Origin of the sequence: Marnyiella aurantia (assembly GCF_014041915.1) — a bacterium.
GTDB lineage: Bacteria > Bacteroidota > Bacteroidia > Flavobacteriales > Weeksellaceae > Marnyiella > Marnyiella aurantia.
This window is the reverse complement of record NZ_CP059472.1, coordinates 2,512,585-2,528,050: the sequence shown is the minus strand read 5'-3', so window position 1 is coordinate 2,528,050 and position 15,466 is coordinate 2,512,585. Positions and strand designations below refer to the sequence as shown.

At 44.2% G+C, this 15,466-nt stretch carries 12 protein-coding genes; 4 read left to right on the top strand and 8 right to left on the bottom strand.

Annotated features, from left to right (window positions below):
• Window positions 1–10: 10 nt before the first annotated feature.
• Window positions 11–1,048, bottom strand: coding sequence for a DNA polymerase III subunit delta (gene holA / locus H1R16_RS11750; RefSeq protein WP_181886357.1), 1,038 nt, complete (start codon window positions 1,046–1,048; stop codon window positions 11–13).
• A gap of 6 nt (window positions 1,049–1,054) precedes the next feature.
• Between holA and H1R16_RS11745 the strand changes: the two genes are divergently transcribed.
• Window positions 1,055–1,489: a type I restriction enzyme HsdR N-terminal domain-containing protein gene (locus tag H1R16_RS11745; protein WP_181886358.1), complete on the top strand. Its 435-nt coding sequence runs from the start codon at window positions 1,055–1,057 to the stop codon at window positions 1,487–1,489.
• A 73-nt stretch (window positions 1,490–1,562) separates the two neighbouring features.
• On the opposite strand, the gene H1R16_RS12365 is transcribed toward H1R16_RS11745, so the two are convergent.
• From H1R16_RS12365 to H1R16_RS11730, 3 genes are all read right to left on the bottom strand, one after another.
• Window positions 1,563–2,612 (bottom strand): bifunctional transcriptional activator/DNA repair enzyme AdaA, encoded by a 1,050-nt coding sequence (locus H1R16_RS12365; protein ID WP_181886359.1) that lies wholly within the window; start codon window positions 2,610–2,612, stop codon window positions 1,563–1,565.
• Between the two features lie 128 nt (window positions 2,613–2,740).
• Window positions 2,741–3,673: an SPFH domain-containing protein gene (locus H1R16_RS11735; protein WP_181886360.1), complete on the bottom strand. Its 933-nt coding sequence runs from the start codon at window positions 3,671–3,673 to the stop codon at window positions 2,741–2,743.
• Window positions 3,674–3,777: 104 nt separating this feature from the next.
• The gene (locus H1R16_RS11730) at window positions 3,778–5,133 is read right to left on the bottom strand and encodes a deoxyguanosinetriphosphate triphosphohydrolase (protein WP_181886785.1); all 1,356 of its coding nucleotides are present in this window, start codon (window positions 5,131–5,133) and stop codon (window positions 3,778–3,780) included.
• 72 nt (window positions 5,134–5,205) lie between these two features.
• Here H1R16_RS11730 and H1R16_RS11725 point away from each other — a divergent pair, with 72 nt between their 5' ends.
• Window positions 5,206–5,943, top strand: coding sequence for an endonuclease (locus tag H1R16_RS11725; protein ID WP_181886361.1), 738 nt, complete (start codon window positions 5,206–5,208; stop codon window positions 5,941–5,943).
• A gap of 69 nt (window positions 5,944–6,012) precedes the next feature.
• Here the strand turns inward: H1R16_RS11725 and gcvP are convergent, their stop codons facing one another.
• Complete coding sequence (gene gcvP / locus H1R16_RS11720) at window positions 6,013–8,868, bottom strand: aminomethyl-transferring glycine dehydrogenase (protein ID WP_181886362.1); 2,856 nt, start codon at window positions 8,866–8,868, stop codon at window positions 6,013–6,015.
• A gap of 141 nt (window positions 8,869–9,009) precedes the next feature.
• On the opposite strand from gcvP, the gene H1R16_RS11715 reads away from it, so the two are divergent.
• Window positions 9,010–9,162 (top strand): hypothetical protein, encoded by a 153-nt coding sequence (locus tag H1R16_RS11715; RefSeq protein WP_181886363.1) that lies wholly within the window; start codon window positions 9,010–9,012, stop codon window positions 9,160–9,162.
• Here H1R16_RS11715 and H1R16_RS11710 read toward each other — a convergent pair.
• Complete coding sequence (locus H1R16_RS11710; protein WP_181886364.1) at window positions 9,159–9,803, bottom strand: J domain-containing protein; 645 nt, start codon at window positions 9,801–9,803, stop codon at window positions 9,159–9,161. The genes H1R16_RS11715 and H1R16_RS11710 overlap by 4 nt on opposite strands.
• A 102-nt stretch (window positions 9,804–9,905) precedes the next feature.
• Window positions 9,906–11,033 (bottom strand): DNA polymerase III subunit beta, encoded by a 1,128-nt coding sequence (gene dnaN, locus H1R16_RS11705; RefSeq protein WP_181886365.1) that lies wholly within the window; start codon window positions 11,031–11,033, stop codon window positions 9,906–9,908.
• A 112-nt stretch (window positions 11,034–11,145) separates the two neighbouring features.
• Between dnaN and H1R16_RS11700 the strand changes: the two genes are divergently transcribed.
• Window positions 11,146–11,496 carry a diacylglycerol kinase family protein gene (locus tag H1R16_RS11700; protein WP_181886366.1) on the top strand — a complete coding sequence of 117 codons (351 nt, stop codon included), beginning with the start codon at window positions 11,146–11,148 and terminating at the stop codon, window positions 11,494–11,496.
• Window positions 11,497–11,503: 7 nt separating this feature from the next.
• Here the strand turns inward: H1R16_RS11700 and H1R16_RS11695 are convergent, their stop codons facing one another.
• Complete coding sequence (locus H1R16_RS11695) at window positions 11,504–15,199, bottom strand: phosphoribosylformylglycinamidine synthase (RefSeq protein WP_181886367.1); 3,696 nt, start codon at window positions 15,197–15,199, stop codon at window positions 11,504–11,506.
• Window positions 15,200–15,466 lie beyond the last annotated feature (267 nt).

The following is a 15,466-nucleotide window of genomic DNA, read 5'->3' as shown; positions in this document are numbered from 1 at the left end:
TAAGGTTAGATCAAACACTAACCTTCAACCGGTCTACATTAAGGATTTTGTAGGTAAGTTCTCTAAGCAGCTCGGCATCATCTATTTGGTTGGCACCCAAGCCCTTGTTCTTAAGGTCGGCTTCGCGTAGCAGGGAAATGATTCTGGTGGCATGTTTCAGAGGATAGAAGCGCGCGGATTCAGCAAAATCCTTTATAAAGTAGGGATTCACATTCATAGCAGCGGCCATAACCTGCGGACTCTGTCCATGCATGGTGTGATAAATAATGATGTTCGAAAAATAATTGTACAGGTTCCCAATAATCATAGGGAAGGGATTGGTCTTGGGACTTTTTCCCATAAAGAAGGCAATCCTGAGGGCGGCTGCGTGGTTTTTGTTGCCTAAAGCTTTCTGAAGTTCGAAGACGTTGAAGTCCTTGCTGATCCCAATATGAGTTTCCACAAGCTTTTCATCTAACTCCTGCCCTTCCTTCATTACCATTTTCAGTTTGCCCAGTTCATTGGCGATGCGTGAAAGGTCATTCCCAAGATAATCTGCCAGCAGGTGAGAGATATTGGGTGCCGTTTTTATTTGATTGGCTTTACATTCGTCTGCAATCCACTTCGCCAGCTGATAGTCTTTTACTGGCTCACTAAGAAAAATCCAGTTGTTTTTGGTGAGGATCTTTGTTATTTTCTTACGGCTGTCCAGCTTTTTATGTTTGTGAGCAAAGACCAAAACAGTTGTAGGAACAGGGTTTTCAACATAGAACTCCAGAGATTTAAGCTCATCTTCACCCAATTTCAAGTCTTGAGCTTCTTTTACAATGATAAGGTTCAACTCGCCAAACATCGGAAATTGCTGCGCCAGGGAAATAATTTCGGGAATACTGGTATCCTTACCGTACAGAACAGTTTGCCCAAAGGATTTCTCATCCTCAGTTAGGACATCGTTTTCCAGACTTTTTACAGCTATATCAATATAATAAGACTCCCCACCATGTAAAAAATAGACGGGAAGAAGTGCTTTATTTTTAATATTTTTGAGCAATAATTCTAAATCTTTCATACCAGCTTGCAACTGCCAAAACTTAATTTTCGGGAAAACTTTAACTTCCGTTTCAGGAAAGACAAAGATAACTTATTTATTTATGACCTCACCCGGAAAAGCTACCTGCTGCTTACTCCTGAGGAATGGGTACGGCAGCACTGGATTCATTATTTCCTCAGTACCAAGGGCTATTCAGCATCGGCATTAATATCAGAAAAGAAGCTGGTTCTGCATGGACTTACAAAGCGTATAGACCTGCTTGTTACGGAGAAAACCGCTCCAAAAATCCTGATTGAATGTAAAGCGCCGTCCATAGCGCTCACCGAAAAAACATTTGAACAGACAGCGCGCTATAATTCTGTAATCGGTGCTCCTGAAATAATCCTTACAAACGGACTGCAGCATATATGTGCGCGGTTCTCAGCCAGCGGTTACGAGTTTTATCAGTTTGAATTTTAATTACAGTGCCCACCTTTAAGCAGAAAATACATTTTCTTATTGTTAACAATCCTGTTGCCTGCTTCAAAGCATCTTATAAATTACTTTTCGCATTTCTTTCAAGTTCAAGAAGTTTCTGCTTGCGCCATACGCCGCCTCCATAACCTGTAAGGGTACCGTTGCTTCCGATTACCCGGTGACAGGGAATGATGATTGAAATCCGGTTAAAGCCATTGGCATTTGCCACGGCACGCACCTTCTTTACATCACCCAAAAGCGCGGCCTGACGGCTGTAAGTCCAGGTCTCTCCATAAGGGATCTGACGCAGAACCTCCCAAACCTTTTTCTGGAAATCTGTGCCTATAGGCGAAAGCGGCACTGTAAAGACTTTTCTACTGCAGTTAAAGTATTCTGCCAACTCCCTCTCAAGCAAGTCAAAGTGGGGATTATTTCCCGGCACCACCCTGCCGTTCAGCGCAGTAGCTATTTTGGTAAGTGTGGATTCCAGCGTGGAGCGGTCGCCAAACTCAAGCATACAGATACCTGCCTCAACCGCAGCGGCGTACATGCTTCCCACGGGTGTCTTAATTCTTTTCAGGTCAATGATTTTTTGCTGCTTCGCACCCGCAGGCGAATTACCGAAAACATTTCTGAAGCCTTCACTGAAACCGCTCAAACTTGCAAAGCCACTTTCATAGGCGCTATCCATCACGGTGCTGCCCTGCTGCAGTTTCTTAAATGCGGAATTCAGCTTTAGCATACGCTGGAAAGCCTGAAAAGTCATTCCCTGGTGTTTTGTAAACCACCTGCGTACGGCCACGGGCTCCAGCCCTCGGGCAGATAAATCGCGGTCTGTAATTTTAACTGATGGATCGTTCGCAAGTTCCTGAAGTAGTCCGATGATGCCGACCGGAGTTTTGTCCGGGTTTTCCAGAGGTTTACAGACCTTACAGGGACGGTAGCCATTGTTCAGCGCTTCATGCGTACTGTGGAAGAACTCCACATTTTCCGGTCTTGGCTTTCGGGCACGGCAGGTGGGCCGGCAAAAAATGCCGGTGGTCTTCACACCCATCCAGAAAACTCCTTCGAAGTCAGGATCTTTATCCACTGAAGCCTGGTACATGATTTCGTTTGTAAGCTGCATTTTTTTCATTTAACAATACAAAACTAATTATAAAACAGCAACCACTACAACCGCAAAACGGACAGGTAATTTTAAACAAAAAAAAGCCGGACAACATTGCCCGGCTTTCCTTTGATAGTCTCTATCTGTTAGTGACCATGCTGCCTTGGAGGCTCGGGTACGCCCGGTTTTGCCAGGTCGTCCATCTTCTGGGTCGCCGCCATGGATACCACAAGGTCGTTCAGCATCGTACTTGCCGATGTAGGTGTATTAGGTAAAAGAACAAGGTTACTTCTGTTGCTTGCTCCAATTGAATGAAGTGTGTCATAATGCTGAGTAATGATAATCAGAGCAGATGCTTCCTGCGAACTGATATTGGCTGAATTCAGCATTTTTACAGATTCCTCCAGACCTTTGGCGATCTCACGTCGCTGGTCGGCAATACCCTGACCCTGAAGTTTCTTGGATTCTGCCTCTGCTTTCGCTACTGCTACGATTCGGATTCTCTGTGCTTCAGACTCGTACTCGGCAGCGGTTTTTTCACGTTCGGCAGCGTTTATCCTGTTCATGGCATGCTTTACCTGCTCGTCCGGATCAATATCGGTTACAAGAGCCTTGATGATGTCGTATCCATAACTCTGCATAGCTTCCTGAAGCTCACCTTTTACAGCAATTGCGATATCATCCTTACGAACGAACACATCGTCCAGTTTCATCTTTGGCACTTCTGCCCGTACCACATCAAATACATAGGAGGTAATCTGATTTTCAGGATTCTCCAAACGGTAGAAAGAGTCAGCAACCTGCTCCGTTATTACCTGATACTGTACCGATACCTTCATTCGAACAAATACGTTGTCCAGTGTTTTTGTGTCGATGATTACATCAAGCTGCTGGATACGCAGATTCATCCTTTTTGTCACCTGATCGATGTAAGGAATTTTGAGGTGCAGTCCCGACTGACGCACCGAATGAAATTTACCAAGTCGTTCTACAATCGCGGCCGTAGCCTGCTTCACCGTAAAAAATGAGGCGAAGAGCGTGATAAGCGCGAGAAAACCAATAATACCTAAAAAAACCATGTTTTAAATTTTGTCTGTGATTAATAGTTGTTTGAGCACTAAAGATAAACAAAAATGTGGTTTTTTCCTCACAAAATCCTGGCTTAAAAAAAATGATTGTCCTACTAAACCGTCATTCCGATTTCAATTCCTTTAATCTTACGGTAAAGGTCGGTGGCATAATTGTCCGTCATGCCTGAAACGAAGTCTATTACACCCAGAACCTTCTGGTAATCGCTGCCGCTTTCGTAAACGAACTGCTCTGGCAAAAGTTTCAGAGCCATTTTATCGTAAGATTTACGTTTGTCTTTAGGCTTCAGAACTGCAGGTACAAAATGATCCAGCAACTCATACATTACATTGTAACCGGCATTTTCAATTTCGACCACAGCTTTGTGGTTGTAAATCTTTTCGATGGAGAAACTTTCGATTTCCTGCAGCGACCTGTTCCCGGATTTATAAATATCCAGCAATGATTTGTCCAGAGTCCCAGCCATAATTTCTGAAAAATTTGCCTGGTAAAGCTGTATCGATTTATTGATCAGCGCATTGATCACTTTCGCTCTTAAGTAAGATATTCTTTCGTTGGCATTCGTCAGTACGGCCAGCTTGTCTTCTACCCTTCCCGTATTCTGATTTTCTGAGCGGATAAGTTCAAAAAAAAGATTTTCACAATCGGAGGTTGATACAATTCCGAGACGGTGTGCATCTTCCATATCGATAATGTTATAGCAGATATCATCTGCAGCTTCAACAAGAAAAACAAAGGGATGCCTTTTGTAGACTGTAGGTTCGGAACTTTCAGCAATCATACCTACGGAGGCGGCGATATCAAGGAAAGTTGACTTTTCATTCTGGAAAAAACCGAACTTTTTTCGGTGCAATATTCCCTTTTGTCTGGCTACCGATTCGCAGGGATATTTGGCGATGCTGGCAAGGGTGGCATAAGTAAGCTGAGTGCCGCCTTCGTCTTTACCGTTTTGCTGATGAGTGAGAACCCGGATTGCGTTGGCGTTTCCTTCAAAATTAACCAGGTCTACCCATTCTTTTTCGTTAAATTTAGGTTTGAGATCTCCTTCATTTTTTTCGAAATAGCTGGCAATGGCATCCTCGCCTGAATGTCCGAAAGCGGGATTCCCCACATCGTGACAAAGACAGGCTGCGGCAATAACGTTCTGAAGGTTATGCTGATAGAAATTCTGAGCAGTTTGGTCTAGTTGGTTACTATATTCCGACGAAATAAAATCGCCGACGGCGCTGCCCAGGCTCCGCCCTACTGAGGACACCTCAAGAGAATGAGTGAGCCTGTTATGTACGAAAACACTTCCCGGAAGCGGAAAAACCTGGGTTTTATTCTGAAGTCTGCGGAATGCGGCCGAAAAAATAATACGGTCGAAATCCCTTTGGTAGTCTGTCCTTGATGCGGAAGTTGCCGCTATATTTCCTGTTCGTTTATTGGTGAAAATGCTGTTTAAGTCCATCATTCAAAAATACGGATTTTATGACGCAGCTTAATGGTTTAAGATTTGAATTCAACCTAAAAAATAAACCAGATGCCTGAAGGACCGTCTATATTAATCCTGAAAGAGAAAACCGAGAAATTCATAGGCATGAAAATTATTTCTGCTTCCGGAAACGCAAAGATTGAAATGGACAAACTACCGGGATTAATCTTTGAAGAGTATAAAATTTTCGGCAAGCAGTCTTATCTGGTAGTTGAGCCTTTTACAATCCGGATTCATCTTCTGATGTTTGGGTCATACTCTGTTGATGAAAACAGTAAACCGGAGCGGCAACTAAGACTGCATCTTAAATTTGAAAACGGCGACCTTTACTTCTACTCATGCTCGGTAAAACTGCTGGACAGTGCAGTGCTGAAGGAAATTGACTGGAACGCAGATGTTCTGAGCGACGACTGGAAACCTCTGAAGGCAAGAAAGAAACTGAAATCGCAGCCCGACACTCTGGTTTGTGATGCACTGCTGGACCAAAATATTTTTTCCGGTGTTGGCAACATCATTAAAAATGAGGTCCTGTTCCGGATCGGTGTCCATCCTGAAAGTTTGGTAGGCAAGCTTCCTCCGAAAAAGCTTTCGGCACTGATCTTTGAGGCCAGGAATTACAGCTTTGATTTCCTGAGGTGGAAAAAAGAATATGTACTGAAGAAAAACTGGCTGGTCCACACAAAGAAAATCTGTCCCAAATGCGGTGAGCCACTTACCAAAAACCACCTGGGCATAACCAACAGGCGTTCGTTTTACTGCGAAAAAGACCAGAAATTATATGTCTGATGAATTGTGAAAAAAAAAGTTCCCGGCCTTCGGCCGGGAACTTCAATATAAATGTAGCTTAAACAGTTATTACATATAAGCTTCAATCGGTTCGCAGGTACAAACCAGGTTTCTGTCGCCATAAGCTTCATCCACTCTGGATACTGACGCAAAGAATTTATGGTCGCGTACCCACTCCAGCGGATAGGCAGCTTTCTCGCGGCTGTAAGGTTTGTCCCAGCTGTCTGAGATCACCACCTGCTCCGTGTGCGGAGCATTTTTCAGTACGTTATTTGTAGCATCAGCTTCCCCATTCGCAACCTCATCAATCTCCTTCTTGATGCTGATCAAAGCTTCCGCAAAACGGTCAATTTCGGCCTTACTTTCAGATTCTGTAGGTTCAATCATCAGCGTGCCGGCTACAGGGAATGAAACAGTAGGCGCGTGGAAACCATAATCCATTAAACGCTTGGCCACATCAGCCACCTCAATACCTAAGGATTTGAACTGACGGAAATCTACGATACACTCGTGGGCTACACGTCCGTTCTCGTTGCTGTAAAGGATTGGGAAATGCTCGGCCAGAACTTCTTTCAGATAGTTGGCGTTGAGGATGGCATGTTCAGTAGATTTCTTAAGTCCGGAAGCACCCAGCATCTTGATGTATGCATAAGAGATATTCAATACCAGTGCGGAACCATAAGGTGCAGCAGAGATGGCGTCAATAGATTCCGGAGAACCAATCTTAATGTTCGGGTTGCTTGGAAGGAACTTCACCAGGTGGGAAGCTACACAGATGGGTCCAACACCGGGTCCACCGCCGCCGTGAGGAATCGCGAAGGTCTTATGCAGGTTCAGGTGACAAACATCGGCACCGATAAGTCCGGGGCTTGTAAATCCAACCTGTGCGTTCATATTGGCACCGTCCATATATACCTGTCCGCCATTGTCGTGAACCGTCTTGATGATTTCCTTGATATTGGCATCAAAGAAACCGTAAGTGGACGGATAGGTGATCATAGCTGCGGAAAGGTTTTCCTTATGCTGCTCAGCTTTGGCTTTCCAGTCTTCAGGATCAATCTCACCGTTCTCCAGATTTTTACAAACCACCACCTTCATACCGGCCAAAACCGCAGATGCGGGGTTGGTGCCGTGTGCCGACTGTGGAATAAGTACGATGTTACGGTGATCCTCTCCATTCGCTTTATGATATTCACGGATAACCATAAGTCCCGCATATTCGCCCTGAGCTCCCGAATTAGGCTGTAGTGAAGTACCGGCAAAACCTGTAATTTCAGCCAGATCCTGCTCCAGTTCCTTAATGATTTCCTGGTAACCGCCTGCCTGCTCAGTAGGAACAAACGGGTGAACGCTTCCCCAGCCGCTCCAGGAAATCGGAAGCATCTGCGATGCCGCATTGAGTTTCATAGTACAGGAGCCCAATGCGATCATGGAATGGGTAAGCGAAAGGTCTTTACGTTCCAAACGTTTGATATAACGCATCAGTTCAGTTTCGGTATGGTACCTGTTGAATACTTCTTCGGTAAGGATTGAGTCCTGTCTCAGTAATTCTGCCGGGATGCTGTGATTTTCCTTGATCTCAAGCTTGAACGCCTGTTTTTGCTTGAAGTTCGCAAACGCTTCAACAAGACAGTCAAGTTTTTCAAGGGTGGTACTTTCATTAACTGAAATACTCACTATACCTTCAGAAAAATAATTCAGGTTGATCTTGCGATCACGCATCAATCGCATCAGATTTCCCTTCTCGTCTTCATGGATTCTCATCTTCACCGTATCGAAGTGAGGCTCCTCTACAACGTCATATCCCAATACAGAAAGTGCATCCGAAAGTGCATTTGCTTTAAAATGAATCTGGTCTGCGATATAGTTCAGCCCATCAGGACCGTGGTATACACAGTACATACCGGCCATTACGGCAAGCAGCACCTGTGCGGTACAGATATTTGAAGTTGCTCTTTCACGCTTAATATGCTGCTCGCGGGTCTGAAGTGCCATTCTCAGGGCTCTCTTACCGTACACATCTACAGACACACCTATAATTCTTCCCGGAATGTCACGCTTATATTCTTCCTTACAGGCAAAGAAGGCCGCATGCGGGCCACCGTATCCCATTGGGATTCCGAACCGCTGGGAAGTTCCCACGGCACAGTCGGCACCCATATCAGCAGGTGATTTAAGCTTCACCAATGCCATTGGGTCACACGCAACTGCAACCTGCAGGTCCAGTTCCTTGTAAGATTTAATATCGTCTGTATAATCCAGAACAATTCCGTTTTTTCCCGGATATTGCAGCAGCACACCAAAATACTGGTTGCTGAACTGGTGGTTCTTGTGGTTACCCTCTACGATCTCAATCCCTAAACCTTCTGCTTTCGTACGAAGTACAGCTACTGTTTGAGGTAATACCAAGTCGGAAATAAAGAACTTATTGGCTGTTTTCTTCTGCTCTTTGGTTCTGTTGGAAAAGAACATATTCATAGCTTCTGCTGCTGCTGTACTTTCGTCCAGCAAAGATGCATTGGAAAGCGGGAAACCTGTTAAGTTAGCAATTACAGTTTGGTAGTTAAGCAAAGCTTCAAGTCTTCCCTGAGCAATCTCGGCCTGGTAAGGCGTGTAAGCCGTATACCAGGATGGGTTTTCGAGGATATTCCTTTTAATCGCTGCAGGAAGCAGTGTGTTGTGATAGCCGAAACCGATATAGTTGGTATAATCGGCATTTTTTGCAGCCAAAGCTGTAGACTGACGGATCAGTTCATATTCGGAAAGCGGCTCGGAAATGTTAAGTTCCTTATCCGCTCTGATGGAATCCGGGATGGTTTGTGAGATAAGTTCATCGATACCGGACACACCGATCTTGTCCAACATCGCTTTTTTGTCGTCCTCATTCATAGAAATGTGACGGCTAACAAACTGCTGTGTATTCATTTTTATTTAAGATTTATTTAATGGGGAGAATAGGATTGTAAAATTACGGATTTTATGCATTTTGGGCAACCCTGTATTTAGTCAGCTAATAATTTAAATAAAGCTTATTTGTAATTAGTCTAAATTAATTATATTTGCCCCATGAAAACAGGTATTGTTCCTTTCAAGATCGCTCCGCTACCTCCTGCCGGTTCTTTTTCAGAAGAAATGTACTGCGGAAAGAAGAAATGCTGTAAGAAATTCAAAACCGGCAAACGCTGCAAAAAGTGTCCCGGCCGGCTGAAAATGGCCTAAAATTCCTGCAAAATGAAATATAGTGCGGCTGCCAGCAGTAATATGGCAACCACTATTTTTGCCCATCCTGAAATATTGCTTCGGGCCGTTCCTGATGTATCTCGCTGCTGAAAGAGGTCTTCCACATTGTCCCGGAAACGTTCACGGTCATTGTTAAATACCTCCGTTATGGTAATTCCCTTTACCGCTGTCTGCCGCGTTAATGAATTGGCAGCATGCAGGATGATGACAAATTTCCCGTTTTTGAATTCTGTGATCCTGAAAGTACGCTCGCCGTAGGCCTTTTCCAAACCAAAGGGAACGATCTTCACCACGTCGGCATTCAGCGTATTCCATTTAATAATTACTTCCTCGCCTTTCACCGCATGAACCTTGTTACTGGTGAAGCTCTTAACGGTTGGCGGAAGCGAACTGCGGCTACTGCCTCTGCCGGAAACTATATTGTGGTCGTAATTGCGGCGCAGCTGCGGATCACTCAGTGTTTCGTAGGCCTCCTGAATTTCCATAAAGCGCTGCGCGAAGAAGGCGTCATTGTCATTCTTATCCGGATGATATTTCATGGAAAGTTTCCTGTAGGCCGTCTTGATGTCCTCTTCCGAAGCATCGTCCTTAATTCCCAGAAAATAATAGTAGTCCTTCAAAAGCTGAATATGGTTTTGACAAAAATAAAAATTAAAACTGAGGAGCCCATTGAAAAATAAAAAAACCCGGTCGCCCGGGTTAAATTTTATGTTTCTGCGCAATTACATGCCTATAACGGGCATAGACAGCATAAGAAGGTTTTCATTGTCTTCCAGCCCGTCCACAGGTTCTATGATGCCCGGTCTGTTGGGTTGCGACATTTTCATTGTAATATCATCGGCACGAAGAACGGATAACATCTCTGTCAGAAATTTTGAACTGAATCCAATGTTGATATCCTCGCCGTTATAATCGCAGGGAATCTGCATATCCGCTTTGTTTGCATATTCAGTATCCTCAGCATGAAGGTGAAGCACATTTCCGGAAAGCTTGAAGCGAACCTGATTTGTGGATTTATTGGACATAATTGATGCCCGGCGGATTGCACTAAGAAGCAGGTTACGGTTTATCGTAAGTACATTTGGATTTTCCTTCGGAATAACTGCTGAATAGTTTGGATACTTGCCGTCAATCAAACGGCAGATCCATATATTATTTCCAAATGTAAACTTGGCCATATTGTCGTTGAACTCAATTAGAACATCGTCATTGGTACTGGCCAGGATATTACGGAATATGCTCAAAGGTTTCTTCGGCATAATAAATTCCATAGGCTCGGAAACGAGGTCTTTTCTCTTGTACACAACAAGGCGGTGAGAATCGGTAGACACAAAGTTGGTTTCATTTTCTCCAAACTGGAAAAGTACACCCGTCATTACCGGACGAAGGGAATCATTGCTTGTAGCAAAAAGAGTATTGCTAAGTGCTTCCGAAAGAACTCCTGATGGCAGTGACACGCTTTGAGCGCTTTCGAACTCAGGAATTTCCGGGTAATCTTCAGCATTATCCAACGCTACAGAGAAGTTATCCTTTTCATCCAGAATCTCAAGAACATTACCGGCAGCATCTGCGGACTCCTTCACGGAAAGTGTCAGTGGCTGCTCACCGTAAGTCTTCACAAAATCCTGAAAGATCTTGGCAGGTACGGCAAATTTGCCACTGTCCTCTGATTTTACTTCCAGGGAAGTAATCAGTGTCGTTTCGCCGTCGGAAGCAGTTATACGGAGACTGTTGTTCTCTAATTCAAAAAGATAGTTTTCTAAGATGGGTCTTGACTGGGAGGTTGAAATTACTCCACTAACGGTTTGCAGGGCTTTCTGCAACTCTCCACTTGACACAATAAACTTCATCTGTACAAATTATTTGGACAAATATAATGAATTGGCTTAAAATTGCGAAACTAAACCGGATTACTTATCAACAATTTTGATAAATCTCTATCTTTGAAATTCAACATCAGCAATGCGAAAACCCCCACTTTACAAAAGCTTTCTAAACGCCCTGCACGGGATTGGCCACATGGTTCTGCAGGAAAGAAATTTCCAGATAGAACTGGCCGCTTTAGCTATAAATCTTGTTCTGATCTTTTTTTTGAAAGTACATGCAACCGAAGCAGCTGTGATTCTTGCGATCTGCGGTGCCGTTTTAGCAGCAGAACTCATGAATACGGCGGTGGAGAAGCTCTGTGACTTCATCCACCCCGAATTCCATGTTAAAATCGGCCTTATCAAGGATATTTCTGCCGGCGCGGTAATGCTCCTGGCTTTAACCGCCCTGATAATCGGTCTGGTTATTTATCCAAAATACTTTTAGCGAACTTCTATTTGAAATACTCTACGCCGTTTTTAAAGATGTTGTGGTAGTTCGCAGTCGGGATATTTCTGAAAAGCCCTTCAGCAAAACGCTCCGGGTGTCCCATCCGTCCGAAAATCTTGCCTGACTTACTCGTAAGTCCTTCAATACCGAACAGGGAATTGTTTGGGTTATGAGGCATTCCATGTGCAATGTTTCCGTCCAGGTTGATATATTGTGTTGCCACCTGACCGTTCTGATACAATTCTTTCAGAACCTCCTCTGAAGCCATGAAGCGTCCCTCGCCATGCGAAATCGGGATTGTATAAACTTCATCCTTCATCCCCCGAAGCCATGGAGAATTGTCATTTACCACTTTCACATCTACCATCTGGGAAATATGTCTGCCAATGGCATTATGCGCCAGTGTCGGTGAATTTTCATCAAGGTCGCGGATCTCGCCGTAAGGAAGCAGTCCGGATTTTACCAAAGCCTGGAAACCGTTGCAGATTCCCACAATCAGACCGTCGCGTTCCAGTAACCTGTGAACTGCATTTCTCATCTTTTCGTTCTTCAGAACATTTACGATGAACTTGGCAGAACCGTCGGGTTCGTCGCCGGCAGAAAAGCCACCGGAGAAAGCCAGGATTTGTGACTGTTCAATTTCCTCAATCCAGGCATCCAGGCTTTCGTTCAGCAGGTCATGGTTCAGGTTGATAAGCGGTAAACTTGAAACCACAGCACCTTCCTTACGGAAAGCATTCTGAGTTTCATACTCACAGTTGGTCCCCGGAAATACCGGAAGAAATACTTTCGGACTTGCTAAATTATGCTTGCGGATACTGAAAGATTTAGCCTCGCTGGCATTCAGATTTGAATCTATTTCCACTACAATCTTTTCCTTTTCAGCAGTCGGGAAAAGATCCTCGAAAGTTCCGGTCCAGGCTTCAAGCAGTTTTGAAATAAGAACTTCTAAACCGTTAAATGACAGTTTATTCGTGTCATTTACTTCACCTATTTCCTGAAGTGAAGGATGACTAAGGTCTGACGTTGCCTCAATAATCAGGCTTCCGATATTTTTGCTGAGAAGCTCCTCTTCAGCCAGGCTTACTTCCACTCCGAGTTTGTTACCGAAACTCATCTTGGCAAGCGCCACAGCTGCTCCGCCATCCTTAATGGTTTTTACAGAAACAATCTGACCGTTTTGAATATTGGAATAAATGAATTCAAATACATCTTTTAGCGCGCTGTAATCCGGCAGTCCGTTTTCCTGTGGTGTATGCCTGAAGTAATACAGTCTGTTTCCAGCCTTCTTGAACTCAGGAGAAATGATGCTGCTTTTATAACCGTTCGCACATGCAAAAGAGATCAGGGTTGGCGGAACGTTAATGTCCTGGAAACTGCCGCTCATGGAATCCTTACCGCCGATGGCTGCAAGTTCAAAATTCATCTGTGCATCATAGGCACCCAGCAATGAAGCCAAGGGCTTACCCCAATTCTCGGGAACTGCGCCCAGTTTTTCAAAATATTCCTGAAAGCTGAGACGTATATTTCTGTAATCGCCGCCCATAGCCACGATTTTAGCTACACTTTCCACAACTGCGTTGGCTGCGCCGACCATTGAGTTTTGGGATGAAATTTCCGCATCAAATCCCCAGCTGGCCAATGATACTGTTTCAACATCTGTTGCACCAAGTATAGGCAGCGTCTGAACGCTTCCTTCCATTTCAGTAAGCTGATATCTACCTCCATATGGCATGGCGACAGTGGTACCGCCCACTGAAGCATCAAACATCTCTGTAAGACCTTTTTGTGATGCCGTATTTTTATTTGAAAGTGCACTTAACAGATTCTCTTCTGAAAAGACAGTAGTATCAGTTTGCACTTGCTGCAGGTGGGAAATACAGGCATCCTGACGTTTAGCACAACCGTTGGTATCCAGGAAATCACGGCTGAGATCCACGATCTGCTGTCCCTGCCAGAACATTTTCATTCTGCCGGAATCTGTGACTTTGGCTACTTCAACAGCCTTTAGATTCTCCTTCTCACAAAAGCTGATAAACTTATCCCTGTCGTTTGCATCAATCACGACTGCCATACGTTCCTGTGATTCGGAGATGGCCAGTTCAGTACCGTTCAAACCTCCATATTTCAGCGGAAGGATATCAAGATTGATTTCCAGTGACTCCGCAATCTCGCCGATAGCAACAGAAACGCCGCCTGCACCGAAATCGTTGGACTTCTTAATAAGTGTGGTTACCTCAGGATTTCTGAAGAGACGCTGAATTTTACGCTCCTCCACCGGATTACCTTTCTGAACTTCGGTAGAAAGTGTATGGATTGAGGTCTCGTCCTGCTCTTTGGAACTTCCTGTAGCTCCACCCACACCGTCGCGGCCGGTTGCACCGCCCAGAAGAATTACAAGATCACCTTCCTGCGGCTGTTCACGTTTCACGGCATCTTTTTTCACAGCACCAACTACAAAACCAACTTCCATCCTTTTGGCTTTGTAGCCATCGTGATACACCTCATTTACAAGTGTTGTTGCAAGACCAATCTGGTTACCGTAAGATGAGTAACCGTTGGCTGCCTGTTTGGTAATGGTCCTTTGCGGCAGTTTACCAGGTAAAGTTTCAGATATAGGTTCCAGCACATCGGCGGCGCCGGATAATCGCATAGCTTGGTAAACGAAGGCTCGACCGGATAACGGATCTCTAATCGCACCGCCCAGACAGGTAGACGCACCACCGAACGGTTCAATTTCTGTTGGGTGATTATGGGTTTCATTTTTGAAAAGCAAATACCACGGTTCTTTTTTACCGTCGAATTCCGCTTCAATTTCTATTGTGCAGGCGTTGATCTCATCTGAAACCACAAGGTTGTCCAGTTTGCCGGTCTTATGGAAATAGCGCGCACACACCGTAGCAAGGTCCATTAGTGAAATGGGTTTTGCCTCGCGGCCCAGGAATTTTCTTTTTTCAAGGTAGTCGTTGAAAATGTTTTCCAAGGTTGACTTAAAATCACCGGAGAACTGTATATCCGTAAGTTCAGTTTCAAATGTAGTGTGACGGCAGTGGTCGCTCCAGTAAGTATCGAGTACCTTTAGTTCAGTTTCGGTGGGATCGCGTTTCTCGGACTGGAAATAATTCTGGATAAATTGAAGATCATCAAATCCGAATGCAAAACCATGATTTTCATAGAAGTCTTTCAGTTCTTCTTCAGTAAAATCTATAAACCCGGAATGTGTAATAACGGGAGAAGGCTTCTCCTCTGCGGGAATCTGAAGCACCGAAAGATCTTTTTCCTGACTCTCGACGCGGTTAATCAGATGGTCTTTCACCTTGTCCAAATCTTCTTCGGATATTCCGAAAAGCTCGATGACTTTCCCACTGCGAACAGTGGAATTTTCATTTCCGGTAAGGAGCGCGATACACTGCTGGGCAGAGTCGGCGCGCTGGTCATACTGTCCCGGAAGGAATTCCGTAGCGAAATGAAGCTGCGCCGCAGGATTATTTTCGTGCAGGATATCGGTAACAGGATCCACGAAGGTGTTGTTTACAACGAGTTTGAATCCGTTCTCATCAACTCCGAAAATATCATAGATGTTATACACTTTTACGTCCTGAATTGCCGGAACCACATTTTTGAGTTCGCTGTATATTTTAGGACTTTCAACATCGAAAATTCCTCTTTTTTCTACGAAAATTCTTTTTTTATTAGACATTAGATGTCAGATTTTAAAATTTATAGATTTTGGCGGAGGCCAAATATTTTTCTGTTGCAAAATGGGCTAAAGGAAGTTCTGAGTAATTGTATACAAAATATAAATCCTACCAAATTAAGCTGTATAAACAGTTAGTGGAAGATCTTATATTTAACTCTCCAATAAACAGGTACAGTAGCGACCGCCGCGGGGCCGAACATTAAAAGGTAAATTGGTAAATATCTGGCCTGGAAAAAACTCTCTGTGAAAAGATCAGTGATAGCCAAA